The organism is Pseudomonas sp. NFIX28 (assembly GCF_900107395.1).
Lineage (GTDB): Bacteria > Pseudomonadota > Gammaproteobacteria > Pseudomonadales > Pseudomonadaceae > Aquipseudomonas.
Genome location: NZ_FNPW01000001.1, coordinates 234,530 through 251,094, shown reverse-complemented (window position 1 = coordinate 251,094; position 16,565 = coordinate 234,530). Strand labels below are relative to the sequence as shown.

Genomic DNA, 16,565 nt, shown 5'->3' with positions numbered 1-16,565 from the left:
TCCATTTTTCTAGTTATATTCTTAGGCCTATTTTATATAAGCCTACAAAGAGTAGGCCAATAGACTTTGGGCTACAACGCGAAACGGCCGAGCCTGCTTTGTCACCGGGCACAAAAAAGCCCGCCCCTGCCGCGAAAATACGGGCCGGGGCGGGCTCCTGGAAAACCTTCGGCCATCAGCCGGAAATGCAGTCCTCCGCCGCCTTGCGGATGTCGCCCGGCCGCATGGGCACGTTGGACATGCTTTCATGCAGCTTGATGCTGCTGCCGCCCGAACGCTCCTCGATATCGAACACCGCGGTCGGTCCCGACGAGACTTTCTGCGGAACGATAATGCGCATGCCGTCCTTGTGCGGCTCGACTTGTAACTGGCCCCGGCTGTCCGCGAGCTTGTCGCTGACGCACTTGGCATATTCCTGCGGCTTTTTCCCTGAAATCACATTCATGGTCGGCAGGGTCTGGTTAATGTCCGAGACCGTCGCACACCCACTGATCGCCAAGGCCAGCATCAACACACCCCACTTCATACATTTCCTCCGATAAAGACCGTCCGACCGCAGAAATGGAATTTTTCTCCGGATCGGTCAGATTTATCTCAAATAATCGGCAAATAACTGTTTTAAATTGTCAAAGCCGCCTGCCGCGGCCTGATAAACTGCGCCATCGTTTTGATTTTGTAGCAAAAGCCCTTCTGGAGGCGCCCATGAAATTTATCCACCAGCGCGAGCACCTCAACGAAGACGATATCGTCGTCATCGAATGCTCCCAGGTCTGCAACATCCGCCTGATGAGCGACGCCAACTTCCGAAGCTTCAAGAACGGCGGGCGTCACACCTATCATGGCGGCGCGTTCGACAAGTTCCCGGCCAAGATCACCGCGCCGAGCACCGGTTTCTGGAATATCACCATCGATACTGTCAACCGTCGGCCCATCAGCGTCACTCGCAAGCCGAACCTGACCCACTCGATCAAGATCATCCGCCGTTCCAGCTCGAAACTGCGCTGAACCCCGCATCCGCCCGCGACAGACAGGTATCACCGTGGCCCAAACGACCAAGTACGTCATCAAATACAAACTCAACGGCGAGCGCCGTTTCGAGTTCGCCCAGCTGGAAAGCGGCACTCAGGAAGAAGCCAAGGCCGCGCTGGAAGCCCTGCACGGCCAGACCGACGACGTCATCAGCGACGTCAGCGTGAGCAAGGCGCTGTAAGGCTTCGGCTTGTGGCCCCGCTGACGAGTTCGAGCGCAAGCATCGGAGTGTGAGCGGCCCGCGCGCTTCCTAGACTGGCAGGCATCAGCTTCTGCTTCGGGAATCGCCAGCATGTCCGCCCTCTCCCTCGAACATCGCCTGGCCGGCGTGAACTGGCCCTTGATCGAGCAGCAGCTCGAGCAGGATGGCAGCGCAGTGATCGACCGCCTGCTCAGCGCCGACGAATGCCGGCAACTCAGCAGCCTGTACCCCCGCGGCGAGTTGTTTCGTTCACGGGTGGTCATGGCCAGGCACGGTTTCGGTCGCGGCGAGTATCAGTATTTCGCCTACCCCTTGCCGTCGCTGGTCGCCGAACTGCGCGACCGGTTCTATCCGCGCCTGGTGCCCCTGGCCAATCGCTGGAACCAGCTGATGAATATTCCCGTGCAATATCCGCCGCGGCATGAGGACTTCCTCCAGCGCTGTCACGCCGCCGGCCAGCAGCGGCCCACGCCCTTGTTGCTGCAATACGGCCCGCAGGATTACAACTGCCTGCACCAAGACTTGTATGGCGACCACGTATTTCCGCTGCAGGTGGCGATCCTGCTGTCGCGTCCGGGGATCGATTTCACCGGCGGCGAATTCGTCATCACCGAGCAGCGGCCGCGCATGCAGTCGCGGCCGCAGGTCATCGGTCTGAAGCAAGGTGATGCGCTGGTTTTCGCCGTGCATCATCGTCCGGTACCCGGCGTGCGCGGTCATTACCGGGTGATGTTGCGCCATGGCGTCAGCCGCGTGCACAGCGGTCGCCGCCATACGTTAGGAGTGATTTTCCACGATGCCCAGTAACCTGATGCCCGGTCGCTTTAGCGCCGAGCTGTTCGGCGAAGCCGAATTGCAACAGGCGCCCCGTACCGAACAGATCGGCCCGCAGTCCTTCGTGCTGCGCGGTTTTGCCTTGCCCTGGGTCGAGCGCCTGCTGCCGGCCTTGCGTGGCGTGCTGCGCGCCGCGCCGTTCCGGCAGATGGTCACGCCGGGCGGTTTCACCATGTCGGTCGGCCTGAGCAGTTGCGGGCAGTTGGGCTGGACCACCGACCGCAGCGGCTACCGCTACACCGCCATCGACCCGCAGAGCGGCCAGCCCTGGCCGGCGATGCCCGAGGTGTTTCGCGAACTGGCCCGGGCCGCCGCGAACCAGGCCGGTTTTGCCGGCTTCGACCCGGACGCCTGCCTGGTCAATCACTATGTGCCCGGCGCCCGAATGTCCCTGCACCAGGACAAGAACGAACGCGACTACAGCGCGCCGATCGTTTCCGTCTCGCTGGGTTTGCCGGCGGTGTTCCAGCTGGGCGGCGATCGGCGCAGCGACCGCCCGTTGCGCGTGCCGCTGCTGCATGGCGACGTGATGGTCTGGGGCGGCGTCGACCGCCTGCGTTATCACGGCGTACTGCCGCTCAAGGAAGGCACGCACCCGTTGCTGGGGCCACGACGCATCAACTTCACCTTTCGCCGCGCCGGTTGAAGCCAGCGGAATTCCAGCGCAAGACTCGGAGTGCCAGGCCCCCTGCCCTTGGTTAAGCTGAGCGACATCCGTCACCGAGTAGAGCCCATGACCACCGTCCAGCCCAAGCCCACCACCGCCAGCGATCCACGCTGGCTCGCCGTCCTGGCCCGTGATGCGAGCGCCGACGGCCGGTTCGTCTACGCAGTGAAAACCACCGGCGTCTACTGCCGCCCCAGCAGCCTGTCGCGCCTGCCGCGGCCGGAAAACGTCGAGTTCTTCGACACTGCGGAGCAAGCCGAAGCCGCCGGTTACCGGCCGAGTAAACGCAGCGCCAGCGATCAGACCCAGGTCGCCGCCCATCACGCCCGCCTGGTGGCAGCCGCGTGCCGGCAGATCGAGTCGGCCGAAACGCTGCCGAGCCTGAAACAGCTGGCCGAACAAGCCGGCATGAGCAGCTTCCACTTTCACCGGGTATTCAAGGCCGCCACCGGCTTGACCCCCAAAGGCTACGCCAGCGCCCACCGCTCGCGGCGGGTACGGCGCCAGCTGGAACACGGCCACTCGGTAACCGATGCGCTGTATGACGCAGGCTTCAATTCCAATAGCCGCTTCTACGAAACCGCCGACCAGTTGCTCGGCATGAAACCCAGCGATTACCGCGCCGGTGGCCTGAACACCGATATCCGCTTCGCCGTCGGCCAGTGCACCCTGGGCGCGATCCTGGTCGCCCAGAGCCATCGCGGGGTCTGCGCGATCCTGCTGGGCGATGACCCCAATGCGCTGGTGCAGGACCTGCAAGACAAATTCCCCCGGGCCAACCTGATCGGCGCCGACCAGGACTTCGAGCAATTGGTGGCCAAGGTGGTGGGGTTTATCGAGGCGCCGGCGATTGGCCTGGACCTGCCGCTGGACCTGCAAGGCACGGCGTTCCAGGAGCGGGTCTGGCTGGCCCTCAAGGAAATCCCGCTGGGCAGCACCGCCAGCTACGCCGAGATCGCCCAGCGTATCGGCGCCCCCAAATCCTTTCGCGCCGTGGCCCAGGCCTGCGGGGCCAACAGCCTGGCGGTGGCGATCCCTTGCCACCGGGTGGTGCGCAGCGACGGCAACCTGTCCGGCTACCGCTGGGGCGTGGAACGCAAGCGTCAGTTGCTCGAACGCGAGACCCCGTCCGAGGCCTGAATGCCGATGTACACCGACACCGATTCCGGCCCGGTGTACACCTCGAAGTCGGTGGCGAAACACCGACGAACCTGCGGGTTGTCCTCGAAGTAGGCCCAGACCAGGCCCCAGGTCTGGATCACCGCCTCGGGCATCGGCCCCTTGGCGGAGAACGCCAGGTACTCACCGCCCTGCACATGCACCAACGGATAGTCGGCATCGCCTTCGCCCACCGCCACGCCAGCGGTTACATCGAAATGCCCCGAGGCGTCGGACTCGTAGTTGGAGTAGACGCCGTAGATGAACGAGTCCGATTGCCGGTGGCCGATGCTGTCGAACAGGCCTTCGACAAAAAACCGCTCCCACATCGGCCCGATCCGCGCGCTGTCCGGCCGTTGCTCGTCGGCATTGCAGGTGCGCACCTGCAAGCCCGAAACGCTGAAAGGCCGAACCTCACGCAATTTGACATCCATGCTGATACTCCTTGGTGGCATTTATCTGATGACGGGCGCGCACGGTATCAGCGATTCACATTCACCACCACGCGCCCGCGCAATTCGCCGGCCAGCAGGCGCGGCGCGGCATCGATGGCTTCGCTGAGGCCGATCTCATGGCTGATCAGCGGCAGCAGGGCCGGGCCCAGATCCCGCGCCAGGCGCTGCCAGGCCTCGATTCGCCGGGCCTTGGGCTGGGTCACGCTATTGATCCCGGCCAGGGTCACGCCACGCAGGATGAAGGGCGCCACCGACGCCGGGAAGTCCATGCCCTGGGCCAGCCCGCAGGCGGCCACGATGCCGTTGGCCTGGGTGCCGGCACAGGCGTTGGCCAGGGTATGGCTGCCCACCGAGTCGATCACCGCCGCCCACCGCTCCTTGGCCAACGGCTTGCCCGGCGCGGACAGGCTGGCGCGGTCGATGATCTCGCTGGCGCCCAGGCGCTGGAGGTAATCCTGCTCCGCCATGCGCCCGGTGGACGCCACCACCCGGTAACCGAGCCGGGCCAGCAAGGCGATGGCAAAGCTGCCGACCCCGCCATTGGCCCCGGTGACCAGCACGTCGCCCTGGGCCGGGGCCAGGCCGTGGCGCTCCAGCGCCAGGATGGCAAGCATCGCCGTGTACCCGGCGGTGCCGATGGCCATGGCCTCGGCGGCGCTGAACGCCTGGGGCAAGGGAATCAACCAGTCGCCGTCGAGCCGGGCCTTTTGCGCCAGCCCGCCCCAATGCCCTTCGCCCACGCCCCAGCCGTTGAGCAGCACCGGGTCGCCGGGCTGATAGTCCGGGTGGCTGCTGGCCTCGACCGTGCCCGCCAGATCGATGCCCGGCACCATGGGAAACCTGCGCACCACCGGGCTGCTGCCGGTGATGGCCAGGCCATCCTTGAAGTTCAGGGTGCTGTAGGCCACCCGCACCGTGACGTTGCCCTCGGGCAATTGCTCTTCGCCCATCTCGCGCAGCGTCGCGCGATAACCGGCGGCGTCCTTCTCGATCAGAATTCCCTTGAACATGACTGCCTCCCACCAGGCCCTGGACCGGGCCGCGAACTTGAGTTTTCAGATGACAAAGCCGCCCCACCTTCCCAGCCCGAGCGCAAAAAATCCACGCTCTTTTCGTCGTAGAACGCTCCCCCTGTCCGCACTGTAGGAGCGAGGCTTGCCCGCGATAGCGTTATCACCGGCAACCCAGCCAACGGCCAAAGTCGACTGGCCTTGGTCAGCTATCTCCTGATACAAACCCCGGGCTACCGTCCTTCTTTTTTTGATGTCGGAGAATCATTCAACATGAGCCAATGGCCTGACACCCGTATTCTCGACCTGCTGGGCATCGAACTGCCGATCATCCAGGCGCCGATGGCCGGCGCGACCACTACCGCCATGGTGATCGCCGCCGCCCAGGCGGGTGGCCTGGGTTCCCTGCCCTGCGCCATGCTGAGTGCCGAGCAGATTCGCCAGGATGTCCAGAGCATCCGCCAGGCAACCCGCGCGCCGCTGAACCTGAATTTCTTCTGCCACCGGAACCCGACACCCGACCCGGAACGGGAAGCCCGCTGGAAAAACGCCCTGGAGCCCTACTACCGCGAGCTCGGCGCCGATTTCGATGCGCCAACCCCGGTCAGCAGCCGCGCGCCCTTCGACACCGTCAGTTGCGAACTGGTGGAAGAACTGCGTCCGGAAATCGTCAGCTTTCACTTCGGCCTGCCGGAGCCGGCGCTGCTGGCCCGGGTCAAGGCCACCGGGGCGAAGATCCTGTCTTCGGCGAGCACCGTCGACGAGGCGATCTGGCTGCAACAGCACGGCTGCGACGCCATCATCGCCATGGGCTACGAGGCCGGTGGCCACCGGGCGATCTTCCTCAGCGAAGACCTCAACAGCCAGGTCGGCACCATGGCCCTGGTGCCGCAGATCGTCGATGCGGTGCAGGTGCCGGTGATTGCCGCCGGCGGGATCGGCGATGCCCGGGGCATAGTCGCGGCCTTCGCCCTCGGCGCCTCGGCGGTGCAACTGGGCACCGCCTACCTGTTCACTCCGGAAGCCAAGGTCAGCGCCGCCCACCACAAGGCGTTGCGCACCGCCAAGGAGAGCGAAACCGCCCTGACCAACCTGTTCACCGGGCGCCCGGCACGGGGCATTCTCAACCGGGTGATGCGCGAAATCGGCCCGATCAGTCCCCTGGCGCCAGCCTTCCCCCTCGCCGGCGGTGCGTTGATGCCGCTGCGCGCCAAGGATGACGCCGACTTCGCCAACCTCTGGTCCGGCCAGGCATTGCGCCTTGGAATCGAATTGCCCACCGCGGAACTGACCCGCACCCTGGCCGCCCAGGCCCTGGCCAAACTCACCGGCCGCTGAACCCGACACGCCGCGACTGCGGTCGCGGCGTTTGGCCCAAGCCTTCATTTGCCCCTCAACACCGCATGGCCTTTACAGTTCCGTTCGCTGGCGATTCGCTATATATTTCCGTATACAGCGCTTCACCCGCCCCGGTGCAGTCTATTTCCCTTCTGCCTAATGCCTCTTCGCCAATGGAGCTGTCCATGAACCTTCGCCTTTCAGGTTTTGCCCCGACCTGCCTTGCTGCCGTGCTCGCCGCCTGCGCGTTCGGCTCGGCCCAGGCCGCTGAAGTCCAGGTGGCGGTCGCCGCCAACTTCACCGCGCCGATCCAGGCCATTGCCGCTGATTTCGAGAAAGACACCGGGCACAAACTGGTGGCCGCCTATGGCGCTACCGGGCAGTTCTATACCCAGATCAAGAACGGCGCGCCGTTCGAAGTGTTCCTCGCCGCCGACGACAGCACCACACAGAAACTTGAAAGCGAAGGCGCCACCGTCAAGGGCTCGCGCTTCACCTACGCCATCGGCACCCTGGCGCTGTGGTCGGCCCGGCAGGCCTACGTCGACAGCCAGGGCCAGGTGCTCAAGGCCAACCAGTACCAGCACCTGTCGATTGCCAACCCGAAGGCCGCGCCCTACGGCCTGGCCGCCACCCAGGTCCTGGCCAGGCTGGGCCTGACCGACCAGGTCAAGGGCAAGATCGTCGAAGGCCAGAACATCACCCAGGCCTATCAGTTCGTTTCCACCGGCAATGCCGAGCTGGGCTTTGTCGCCTTGTCGCAGATCTACAAAGACGGCAAAGTCAGCAGCGGCTCGGCCTGGATAGTCCCGGCCGAGATGCACGACCCGATCAAACAAGACGCGGTGATCCTCGATAAAGGCAAGGACAACCCGGCCGCCAAGGCGCTGGTTGACTACCTCAAGGGGCCCAAGGCCGCTGCCGTCATCCAGTCCTACGGTTACCAACGCTAAATGCCGCTATCGAGTGCCGACCTTTCCGCCATCTGGCTGACCCTGCAACTGGCGTCGCTGACCACCCTGATCCTGCTGGTCATCGGGACGCCGATTGCCTTGTGGCTGTCGCGCACGCGCTCATGGCTGCGCGGGCCAATCGGCGCCATCGTCGCCCTGCCCCTGGTCCTGCCGCCGACGGTGATCGGCTTTTACCTGCTGCTCGCCTTAGGCCCCAACGGCGCTATCGGCCAGCTCACCCAGGCCCTCGGCCTGGGCACCCTGACCTTCAGTTTCAGCGGCCTGGTGATTGGCTCGGTGATCTATTCCATGCCCTTTGTCGTGCAGCCGCTGCAGAACGCCTTTACCGCGATCGGCACGCGCCCGCTGGAAGTGGCGGCGACTTTGCGCGCCAGTCCCTGGGACACCTTCTTCAGCGTGATCCTGCCGCTGGCCAGGCCGGGGTTCGTCACCGCGGCCATTCTCGGTTTCGCCCACACCGTCGGCGAGTTCGGCGTGGTGCTGATGATCGGCGGCAATATTCCCGAGAAAACCCGCGTGGTCTCGGTGCAGATCTACGACCACGTCGAGGCCCTGGAATACGCCCAGGCCCATTGGCTGGCCGGCGCCATGCTGGTGTTTTCGTTCCTGGTATTGCTGGCGCTGTATTCCAGCCGCAAAACCCGTGCTGGCTGGAGTTGAGCCGTGAGTGCATCGATCCATGTGCGCCTCAAGCGCACCTATAGAGATTTCAGCCTCGACCTCGACCTGGAATTGCCGGGCCGTGGCGTCACCGCGCTGTACGGCCATTCCGGTTCCGGCAAGACCACGTGCCTGCGTTGTATCGCCGGCCTGGAGCAGGCCGAGCAAGGCCTGGTGCGGATCAACGACGAAGTCTGGCAGGACAGCCAGCGCCAGCTGTTCATGGCGCCGCACAAGCGTTCCCTGGGCTACGTGTTCCAGGAAGCCAGCCTGTTCGCCCACCTGTCGGTGCAGGCCAACCTGGCGTTCGGCCTCAAGCGCATCCCGCGCGGGCAACGCCGGGTCGACATGGCCCAGGCCACCGAACTGCTGGGCATCGGCCACCTGCTGCAGCGCCACCCGCACAACCTGTCCGGCGGCGAGCGCCAGCGGGTCGGCATTGCCCGCGCGCTGCTCACCAGCCCGCGGCTGCTGTTGATGGACGAACCGCTGGCCGCGCTCGACAGCAAGCGCAAAGGCGAAATCCTGCCGTATCTCGAACGCCTGCATGACGAACTGGAAATCCCGGTGCTGTACGTCAGCCACTCGCAGGATGAAGTGGCGCGCCTGGCCGACCATATCGTCCTGCTGGAAAACGGCCGCGCCCTGGCCAGCGGGCCGATCGGCGAAACCCTCGCCCGTCTCGACCTGCCCCTGGCCCTGGGCGACGACGCCGGGGTGGTGGTCGAAGGCCAGGTCAGCCATTACGACGCCGAATATCAACTGCTCGCCCTGCAATTGCCCGGCAGCCGGCTGCAGGTGCGGGTCGCCCATGCGCCGATGGCCATCGGCACGCACCTGCGCTTCAAGGTCCAGGCGCGGGACGTCAGCCTCAGCCTGCAAGCGGGCGAGCACAGCAGCATCCTCAACCGCCTGCCGGTGACGGTCAGCGGCGAAATCCCCGCCGACAACACCGCGCATGTCCTGGTGCGCCTGGACGTGGCCGGCAGCCCGCTGCTGGCGCGTATCACCCGCTACTCCCGCGACCAGCTGCAACTGCACCCGGGCCAGCAACTCTGGGCCCAGATCAAGGCGGTGGCCGTGCTCGCGTAAGTCCCCGGCAAATGCGTTGGCACCCTTGCGCCGCGCCGCGGTCAATCCCCAGACAGGCTTGATCGATTGCCAAGGACTCCGCCATGCCCGACGCCCCATTGCGCCAAGACCTGCCCCCGGACCTGCCGCCCGACCTGCATTACGTCGACGACAGCCAGCCGGGGATCAGTCGAAAGAAGGTGCGCGGCAAGTTCGTCTATTTCGACCCGCAAGGCCAGCGTATCCGGGCGCCCGACGAGATCCGGCGCATCAACGCCCTGGCCGTGCCTCCGGCCTATACCCAGGTGTGGATCTGCGCCGACCCGCGCGGCCACCTGCAAGCCACCGGCCGCGACGCCCGTGGGCGCAAGCAGTACCGCTACCACCCGCGCTGGCGGGAAGTGCGCGACGCCGACAAGTATTCGCGCCTGCTGGAGTTCGGTTGCGCCCTGCCGCGCCTGCGCCGGCAACTGGAAACCTTGCTGGCGGCGCCCGGCTTCAGCCGCGACAAGGTCATGGCCACGGTTATCAGCCTGCTCGACGCCACGCTGATTCGGGTCGGCAACAGCCAGTACGCCCGCGACAACCGCTCCTACGGCCTGACCACCCTGCGCAACCGGCACGTGGAAATCAAAGGCAGCTCGATCCTCTTCCAGTTCCGCGGCAAGAGCGGCATCGAGCATCAGGTCAGCATCAAGGACCCGCGCCTGGCGCGGATTCTCAAGCGCTGCCTGGAGTTGCCCGGGCAGAACCTGTTCCAGTACCTCGACGAAAACGGCGAGCGCCACAGCGTCAACTCTTCCGACGTCAACGCCTACCTGCAGCAATTGACCGGCGCCGACTTCACCGCCAAGGACTACCGCACCTGGGCCGGCAGCACCCTGGCCCTGGCGGTGCTGCGCGAACTGCACTGGGAACCCGAGGCCGAGGCGAAAAGACACATAGTCGAGACGGTCAAGGACGTCGCCCGGCAACTGGGCAATACCCCCGCGGTGTACCGCAAGTGCTACATCCATCCGGCCCTGCTCGAAGGTTTCGTGCTGGGCCAGCTGGCCGCGCTGCCCAGGCCGCGCAAACACAAAAGGCTGAAGACCGAGGAAGTGGCCCTGACGATATTCCTCGAACGGCTGACGCAGCAGGCCTGAGTTTTTCGCGACCGCCATGGCACCCAGCCACCGGCTGCCATGGACGGCCGCGGGCTGGAGGCTGGGTGAGGAACGCCAGGCTTTTGCACGAGTTTCGGAGTTGCTTCTATAGTTGCTCTGAGCAGTTATCAACCAGGGAAGCGCCATGGAAGACATTTTTGTCGTAAAGCGCTGCAACAAGATCATCATTCAGGGGCGCCGCGCCGGGGAAGCCGCCCATGGCGCGCCGATCGCCGCCCATTGGTACCGCATCGCCGACACCCGCACCGACGGTTTCATCGGCGATGGCTATGACCTGGAAGAGGACGCCGTGCGCGAATGCCGTCGGCTCAATGCCGCCAGCCGCCGAGCCTGAAGCCACGGGCCACCGGGTGGCGCAGCCACTCGCCGACAATGATGAAATTTCCTTCACTGTGAACCTTCGGCGCCTTCGCTAGAGTGGCTCAGGCTTATTGAAGACTCCCGACTGGCCCACCGCTTCCCCCGGTGGGTCTTTTTTATGGGCGACTGCCAAGGGGCGGGAGCCGTCTTGGCGGACCCTATTGGGCATAAAAAAGCCCCGCACACAGGCGGGGCCGGATGACGCGGGATGGGCGTCGGTTACTTGAGCCTGACGGCGGTGCCGGTGACAAACACCACCACCATGCCGCCACGGCCGCTCGGCATGCTGATCTCGTAGTCCAGGCCGAGCACCGCATCCGCGCGCAGGTCGCGGGCACGCTCCTTGATCTCATCGGTCGCCTGCACCCGGGCTTCTTTCAGCGCCCGCTCCAGGGTTTGGGAACGGCCGCCGAAAAAGTCGCGCATCCCGGCGAAGACGTCGCGTACAACGTTGATCCCCTGCACGGACTCGGCGCTTACGATATCCAGGTATTCGGCGATCTCTCGTCCTGCAATCGCGTGGGTGGTAGTGACAATCACGGCATTCTCCTTCGACCGGCGCGACATCCTCGCCCCGATACCGGGCGGGTCGCAAAAAAACGCGATGGTAACAGACCCTTGGCGAAGCATGCCGTGCGAGACAAGGCCCCTTTTCAACCGGGCATCACATGAATGTCACCCCTGTAGCCGCTGGCGCAGCCTGCGATCGGTTGCGAAGCAACCGCAAACCAGGCCATGCGGTGGGTCAGGCGGAACGTGCAATCAGGTTTTACGACGGCTGCGCCGCCGAGCGCAGGCTGCGCCAGCGGCTACATCGACAACGATTGCAGCCGGCATCTGTTGCGCTGAGCGCGGCAAAGCAACCGCTGCTTCAAGTTGCGGTTTTGGCATTTCCAATAAAGAAAGGCCGATACCCAATCCCTGTAGCCGCTGGCGCAGCCTGCGATCGGTTGCGAAGCAACCGCAAACCCGGGACATGCGGTGGGTCAGGCAGAACGTGCAATCAGGTTTTACGACGGCTGCGCCGCCGATCGCAGGCTGCGCCAGCGGCTACATCGACAACGATTGCAGCCGGCATCTGTTGCGCTAAGCGCGGCAAAGCAGTCGCAGCTTCGAGTTGCGGCGTTGGTGTTTTCCAATAAAGAAAGGTCGACCCAATCCCTGTAGCCGCTGGCGCAGCCTGCGATCGGCTGCGAAGCAACCGCAAACCCAGGCCACGCGGTGGGTCAGGCGGAACGTGCAATCCGGTTTTACGACGGCTGCGCCGCCGAGCGCAGGCTGCGCCAGCGGCTACATCGACAACGATTGCAGCCGGCATCTGTTGCGCTAAGCGCGGCAAAGCAACCGCTGCTTCAAGTTGCAGTTTTGGCATTCCAATAAAGAAAGGCCGATACCCAATCCCTGTAGCCGCTGGCGCAGCCTGCGATCGGTTGCGAAGCAGCCGCAAACCCGGGACATGCGGTGGGTCAGGTAAAACGGGTAATCCGGCAACGGCTGCGCCATCGGGCGTTACACCCAGGTTGAATCGTCGGCCTGCGGGCAAAAGAAAACCCGACAGGGGCAGAGCCAGCTGTCGGGCAAGATCATCGATGGGGTTAGCGGGTATTGGCCGCTCGCTTGGCCTTGGTTTTCACCTTGTAGGCTGGCAAGGCGGCGGCATAGGCCAGGGCCTCTTCCCGGGTGCCAAAGGAGCCGAGGCGGTCGCCCTTGGTGCAGACCCGCCAGGGGCCATTGTTGACGCTGACCACGTCATAGCCGTTCATGTGCATTTTGTTCAGCATTGGCACGCTCATAATCACCTCCCTTTCCGTAGAAATCGTCCGAGATTGTCGCAACCACCTTACACCCGGCCAATGCGGGCGGGGCTTCCATCCATCGCCACGGCCCGGCATTGCAACGCAGGGTCTACTTGGGTTTCAGATCGGCCAGGGGATCATAGGCCCTGGATTTGGGTTCTTTGGGCGGCTTAGGGTCCCTGGGCGCTTTCGCCGGGCCGATAGGGTCCACTTGCGGATCGGCCAGATCCGGGGAGTCAGGGTCGAAGCCCAGTTCGTCCTTGCCGGAGGCATGCTCGGATGAACGCGGGCCTGTGGGCCTGTTCGTATTCATGGAAACCTCCTGACATCGATAGGCACCTCTCCATAAAAGAACAATCCGCACGCGGGGTGCAAAACAGCTGACGAATGGTATCCCCACCCGCGCTTATCGCCGTGCTTATGGTGTTTTTGCAGGCCGGCGCCCCCCGAGTCGAGAGCCCTGTTATCAACCCGCCGCCAGGCCTGCGTTTCGTCGCCATGTCATTGCTCGGGCTACGGCGCAAGCGCACACTGGCCGCAGCTGAAGGATCAGCTCCCCCTCTGCAAAAAGCCCGCCCGTGCGGGCTTTTTGTCTATCGGCCTCTCCCCTCGTCTCCCCCTTTGCGAATCCCGTTCGCGACGCTCGTTACTCGGCTTTACTTCAATTGATGGACCCAGGCGTCTCTTAACGACACGTACCTTCGGGAGCCCTGTCATGAACAAAACCTTTATCGTCATGATCACCCTGCTGTCTGCCGTCGCCGGCTGCACAAGCGACACCCTCGTCTATCGCGATCAGCCGCTGGTGGCGAAGGTCGAGACCGGCATGACCCAGGAGCAAGTCCGGCAGATCGGCGGCGAACCTTTATCGGTCAGCCCGCGCACCGTGGTACCCGGCACCTGCTTCGACTATGTGCTGGTCCAGGGCGGCTATAAAAAGCCGTTCAATGTCAGCTTCGATAGCAATGGCAAAGTCGATCACAGCAGTTTCCTCACATGCGCCGAATGGAGCCACGCCCAGCAAAAAGCCAGGGCTCCAGGCAGCGACACGGACGGGATGGGCGGCTATTGAGTTAGCCAGATGAAAGCGCTTACGGCGGGCCCGGCCAGATGAAACTTCTTTCACTGCAAGGCGAGTGCAGGAAGGGTAAATTCCACCCTGCTCATTCAACTGTTGGCCCGCTCCCCGCGGGCTTTTTTTTGCCTTGCAGAGCGGCCCAAGCGAAAGGAAAAAAGTGACGTCAGGCGACGAAAAAGGTGGCCCAGGACAAATTCCAGGCAAAAAAAAGCCCAAGTAGCTGATGGACACTTGGGGCTAAAAATGCATAAACCGTGGTAGGTGAACGCGGGGCTATCTTAACGTCCATGGGAACTTGTAACAACATATTTTGAGGTTATTTTTACCCTAATTATTTCCTAAGCCCTTAAATAACCACATGTTTTTTCAGGCAATGGCAGAATCGTCACCTTGTTGACGCCAGTAAAAAAGCCTTCTTCGGAAAAGCTGGAGTGGTTTGAAAACAAACATGCGCTGGGTTCGGCGAAGCAGGCGCCGTGCGCCTTTGATGGCGGATACCGTCAGCTCGACATGCGATGTACACAAGGCAAAGGTGGATCAGGCAAAGCCCGGTCTTGCGCCGGGCTTTGCTTGCGACTCGGTCCGGGCTGAATCAGTCCAGGGCGTTGTGCAGGACTTCGTAAATAATCCCCGTCGCGATGGCGACCAGGATCAGGTCGGTACCGGCCTGTTGCCACTCATAACCGTCATAGTGCGGCAGCCTGCCGAGCATCCGGCCATCGAGTTTTTTCGCAATCCCTGGCGGCAGGGGTTTGCCTCGGGCCAGGTTCTTCTGAATGCCGGGTGGCAGCGCCGGGCCAGGTGACCAGTAGTCGCGACTGTCACCAATGATGACTCGAATACCGCCAACATCGACTTGCGGGCCGTTATACCGTCCGCCCTGGGTGTAGTTCTGGGATTGATTGCCTTTATTGCCCTGGCCGCCCTGGTTGCCCTGCCCACCCTGGTTTCCTTTGTTGGCCTGATTCCCTTTATTACCCTGATTACCCTGATTTCCTTTGTTGCCCTGATTGCCTTGCCCGCCCTGATTACCTTGAGTGGTCTGGGGATTTCCCTTGCCATTCCCCGGGTCCGCATACAAGGCAGTCGAGCCGAACAAAAACGCGACGCTTGTTAAAACAGCTACAACCGAACGAGTCGTCATCTGTGCAGTCCTCTGCATGGATCCAGCCGTAATGCCATTCGTCATGACACCCGAACTATAGACAGCCGATGGCGTCTTAGTTCACGCAATCCTCTCCTTATCTATGGAAGCAATCATGCTTTTAAAGAAAAAAAATCTCGTGACTGCCGTGACATGCGTACTGATGCTGGCAGCAGCTCCCTTACTCCCCCTGACTTCCGCTTATGCGAAAGACGGTGGTGGCCACGGTGGCGGTAATGGCGGTGGTGGTGGTCATGGCGGTGGCAATAGTGGCGGCCACGGCGGCCAGGCGGGTGGCCATTCTGGAGGGGGTAGCAGCAAGGGCCATAACGGCGGCTTGAAAAGCGACAACGCGGGCAAGTCGGTTCGCAATCTCGGAGAAAGTGGCAACCACTACGGCAGCACTCGTAACGACAGCAAGGGCCATGGTTCGACCACCTCCGGTGTCGCCCAGTCCAAAGACACCCGCGGGTTGTCAAAAGCCAGTGCAATCTCGGGCACTACCCCTGGGGACCACAACTCGGGAGGCCTGGGCAAAGCTGGCGTCTCTAGCAGCAAGAACGATCGATAGTCCCAGCCTGGTGCTTGCCCGCTGAACCGATTGCACAATCATTCGCTGGCAGCACTAACCGTTTTAAAAGAGCCCGGCCCAGCGCCGGGCTTTTTAGTTTTAGCGCCAATGCTTGCCGGCATGATCGCGGCGCAGATGAAACTATCTTTAAGTAACTTTCACCAAGCGACGCATTGGAATGCCTACCCTTCAGGGACCGACAAAGTGAACTACAGGAGTAACCCACGATGTTTTCCCATGAAGGTCTCGGTCTGATGTCCTTGTTCATTGTTCTGCTGTTGTGCGCATTGGCGATGGTCATTCACCCGGTGCACGCGTTCTGCAGTTGGCTGCAACGGCGTAAACGCGGAGTGTCCATCGAGGATGCGGCAAACAAGACGAAACAGTATTCGCGCTGATCGCGCGGCAAAGCGGTCTGCAGTGCCATTCGTCCAGGCCTGAGCGCCATCCACCGTTCCTCATCTACACCTAAACATGAGATTGCTGGCCGTGCGGGTCCGTGCAGGACATGAAGGATCGAGGCCAGGCATTCGATTCCGTGGCACACGAAGCGCCATGCGAAACCGCAGTACCTCAAGCTTCGAGTTTCATTTCTCAAGGAACGGAAAAATGATCACGAACTGCACAAACTGGCATGCCTGGCTGGACACCATGCCCCCCAAACCGGACGAACTTCATGTAGTTGGCGACGTTGAAGTTGGCAACCCTGGCATCGAGGCCTTTCTGACGTTACGCGTCCCGCAAGGTATCAACCCGGCAATACTCTTGCTCGATCTGCACTTGTTCCAAAAGCCAGGGAACTGGATCCAGAAAGTCACCTGCACGCAAGTCCGGTTCCGCCGGGTGATGCCGCCAAACTCCGAGCTCTATAGCGCCATTGAAATCTTCCAGAATGGTGAGCGAATCGCATTTATCGATGAGATCCCCGAGGTCTCCTGATTGATTCGCATCGAACTTCAACCCCTGCCGCGACCGGCTGCCCCCTGGGTCAGCCGGTCGCTTATCGAACCACAGCCGATGAGCCTCTGGACCCAGTATTGCCATGGCTTGGA

The 16,565-nt window shown here is 62.8% G+C and carries 22 protein-coding genes; 15 read left to right on the top strand and 7 right to left on the bottom strand.

The features are described from left to right. Positions 1 to 175: 175 nt before the first annotated feature. A complete protein-coding gene (locus BLV20_RS01230) occupies positions 176 to 526 on the bottom strand; it encodes a hypothetical protein (RefSeq protein WP_092295813.1) in 351 nt (116 codons plus the stop codon). 176 nt (positions 527 to 702) lie between these two features. Between BLV20_RS01230 and BLV20_RS01225 the strand changes: the two genes are divergently transcribed. From BLV20_RS01225 to ada, 5 genes are all read left to right on the top strand, one after another. Then, positions 703 to 1,005: a DUF1883 domain-containing protein gene (locus BLV20_RS01225; protein WP_092295810.1), complete on the top strand. Its 303-nt coding sequence runs from the start codon at positions 703 to 705 to the stop codon at positions 1,003 to 1,005. 34 nt (positions 1,006 to 1,039) lie between these two features. Then, on the top strand, positions 1,040 to 1,210 hold the full coding sequence (locus tag BLV20_RS31315; protein WP_007921734.1) for a hypothetical protein: 171 nt from the start codon (positions 1,040 to 1,042) through the stop codon (positions 1,208 to 1,210). Positions 1,211 to 1,321: 111 nt separating this feature from the next. Beyond that, positions 1,322 to 2,038: a 2OG-Fe(II) oxygenase gene (locus tag BLV20_RS01215; protein WP_092295807.1), complete on the top strand. Its 717-nt coding sequence runs from the start codon at positions 1,322 to 1,324 to the stop codon at positions 2,036 to 2,038. Continuing rightward, the gene (gene alkB, locus BLV20_RS01210; RefSeq protein WP_092295804.1) at positions 2,028 to 2,711 is read left to right on the top strand and encodes a DNA oxidative demethylase AlkB; all 684 of its coding nucleotides are present in this window, start codon (positions 2,028 to 2,030) and stop codon (positions 2,709 to 2,711) included. Before BLV20_RS01215 ends, alkB begins: the two co-directional genes overlap by 11 nt. Before the next feature lie 87 nt (positions 2,712 to 2,798). Continuing rightward, positions 2,799 to 3,872, top strand: coding sequence for a bifunctional DNA-binding transcriptional regulator/O6-methylguanine-DNA methyltransferase Ada (gene ada / locus BLV20_RS01205; protein WP_092295801.1), 1,074 nt, complete (start codon positions 2,799 to 2,801; stop codon positions 3,870 to 3,872). Here ada and BLV20_RS01200 read toward each other — a convergent pair. Both BLV20_RS01200 and BLV20_RS01195 read right to left on the bottom strand, forming a co-directional pair. Beyond that, a complete protein-coding gene (locus BLV20_RS01200; RefSeq protein ID WP_092295798.1) occupies positions 3,836 to 4,324 on the bottom strand; it encodes a GyrI-like domain-containing protein in 489 nt (162 codons plus the stop codon). The genes ada and BLV20_RS01200 overlap by 37 nt on opposite strands. Positions 4,325 to 4,371: 47 nt before the next feature. Continuing rightward, entirely contained in the window at positions 4,372 to 5,355 is a 984-nt protein-coding gene (locus tag BLV20_RS01195) for an acrylyl-CoA reductase (NADPH) (RefSeq protein WP_092295795.1), read from the bottom strand. 273 nt (positions 5,356 to 5,628) lie between these two features. Here BLV20_RS01195 and BLV20_RS01190 point away from each other — a divergent pair, with 273 nt between their 5' ends. From BLV20_RS01190 to BLV20_RS01165, 6 genes are all read left to right on the top strand, one after another. Continuing rightward, entirely contained in the window at positions 5,629 to 6,693 is a 1,065-nt protein-coding gene (locus tag BLV20_RS01190) for an NAD(P)H-dependent flavin oxidoreductase (protein ID WP_092295792.1), read from the top strand. A gap of 185 nt (positions 6,694 to 6,878) precedes the next feature. Beyond that, positions 6,879 to 7,646, top strand: coding sequence for a molybdate ABC transporter substrate-binding protein (modA, locus tag BLV20_RS01185; protein ID WP_092295789.1), 768 nt, complete (start codon positions 6,879 to 6,881; stop codon positions 7,644 to 7,646). Then, entirely contained in the window at positions 7,647 to 8,327 is a 681-nt protein-coding gene (gene modB / locus BLV20_RS01180) for a molybdate ABC transporter permease subunit (RefSeq protein ID WP_092295786.1), read from the top strand. A 3-nt stretch (positions 8,328 to 8,330) separates the two neighbouring features. After that, entirely contained in the window at positions 8,331 to 9,419 is a 1,089-nt protein-coding gene (modC, locus tag BLV20_RS01175; RefSeq protein WP_092295783.1) for a molybdenum ABC transporter ATP-binding protein, read from the top strand. A gap of 83 nt (positions 9,420 to 9,502) precedes the next feature. Continuing rightward, positions 9,503 to 10,543 (top strand): DNA topoisomerase IB, encoded by a 1,041-nt coding sequence (locus tag BLV20_RS01170; RefSeq protein ID WP_092295780.1) that lies wholly within the window; start codon positions 9,503 to 9,505, stop codon positions 10,541 to 10,543. Between the two features lie 145 nt (positions 10,544 to 10,688). Then, entirely contained in the window at positions 10,689 to 10,898 is a 210-nt protein-coding gene (locus tag BLV20_RS01165; RefSeq protein ID WP_023965801.1) for a hypothetical protein, read from the top strand. 245 nt (positions 10,899 to 11,143) lie between these two features. Here BLV20_RS01165 and BLV20_RS01160 read toward each other — a convergent pair whose 3' ends face one another. The 3 genes from BLV20_RS01160 to BLV20_RS01150 all read right to left on the bottom strand — a co-directional run bounded on the left by BLV20_RS01160 (position 11,144) and on the right by BLV20_RS01150 (position 13,033). Further along, positions 11,144 to 11,464, bottom strand: coding sequence for a YbjQ family protein (locus BLV20_RS01160; protein WP_092295777.1), 321 nt, complete (start codon positions 11,462 to 11,464; stop codon positions 11,144 to 11,146). A 1,055-nt stretch (positions 11,465 to 12,519) separates the two neighbouring features. Further along, positions 12,520 to 12,717 (bottom strand): DUF2188 domain-containing protein, encoded by a 198-nt coding sequence (locus BLV20_RS01155; RefSeq protein WP_092295774.1) that lies wholly within the window; start codon positions 12,715 to 12,717, stop codon positions 12,520 to 12,522. A 112-nt stretch (positions 12,718 to 12,829) separates the two neighbouring features. Next, a complete protein-coding gene (locus BLV20_RS01150) occupies positions 12,830 to 13,033 on the bottom strand; it encodes a DUF6021 family protein (protein ID WP_092295771.1) in 204 nt (67 codons plus the stop codon). Between the two features lie 402 nt (positions 13,034 to 13,435). On the opposite strand from BLV20_RS01150, the gene osmE reads away from it, so the two are divergent. Further along, positions 13,436 to 13,792: an osmotically-inducible lipoprotein OsmE gene (osmE, locus tag BLV20_RS01145; protein ID WP_092295768.1), complete on the top strand. Its 357-nt coding sequence runs from the start codon at positions 13,436 to 13,438 to the stop codon at positions 13,790 to 13,792. 598 nt (positions 13,793 to 14,390) lie between these two features. Here the strand turns inward: osmE and BLV20_RS01140 are convergent. Next, positions 14,391 to 14,942, bottom strand: a complete 552-nt coding sequence (locus BLV20_RS01140) for an anti-virulence regulator CigR family protein (protein ID WP_092296969.1) — start codon at positions 14,940 to 14,942, stop codon at positions 14,391 to 14,393. Positions 14,943 to 15,057: 115 nt separating this feature from the next. On the opposite strand from BLV20_RS01140, the gene BLV20_RS01135 reads away from it, so the two are divergent. From BLV20_RS01135 to BLV20_RS01130, 3 genes are all read left to right on the top strand, one after another. Further along, complete coding sequence (locus BLV20_RS01135) at positions 15,058 to 15,513, top strand: hypothetical protein (protein WP_092295765.1); 456 nt, start codon at positions 15,058 to 15,060, stop codon at positions 15,511 to 15,513. Between the two features lie 227 nt (positions 15,514 to 15,740). Beyond that, entirely contained in the window at positions 15,741 to 15,911 is a 171-nt protein-coding gene (locus BLV20_RS31310) for a hypothetical protein (protein WP_175540118.1), read from the top strand. Between the two features lie 211 nt (positions 15,912 to 16,122). Beyond that, the gene (locus BLV20_RS01130) at positions 16,123 to 16,452 is read left to right on the top strand and encodes a hypothetical protein (RefSeq protein WP_092295762.1); all 330 of its coding nucleotides are present in this window, start codon (positions 16,123 to 16,125) and stop codon (positions 16,450 to 16,452) included. The last annotated feature ends 113 nt before the right edge of the window (positions 16,453 to 16,565 follow it).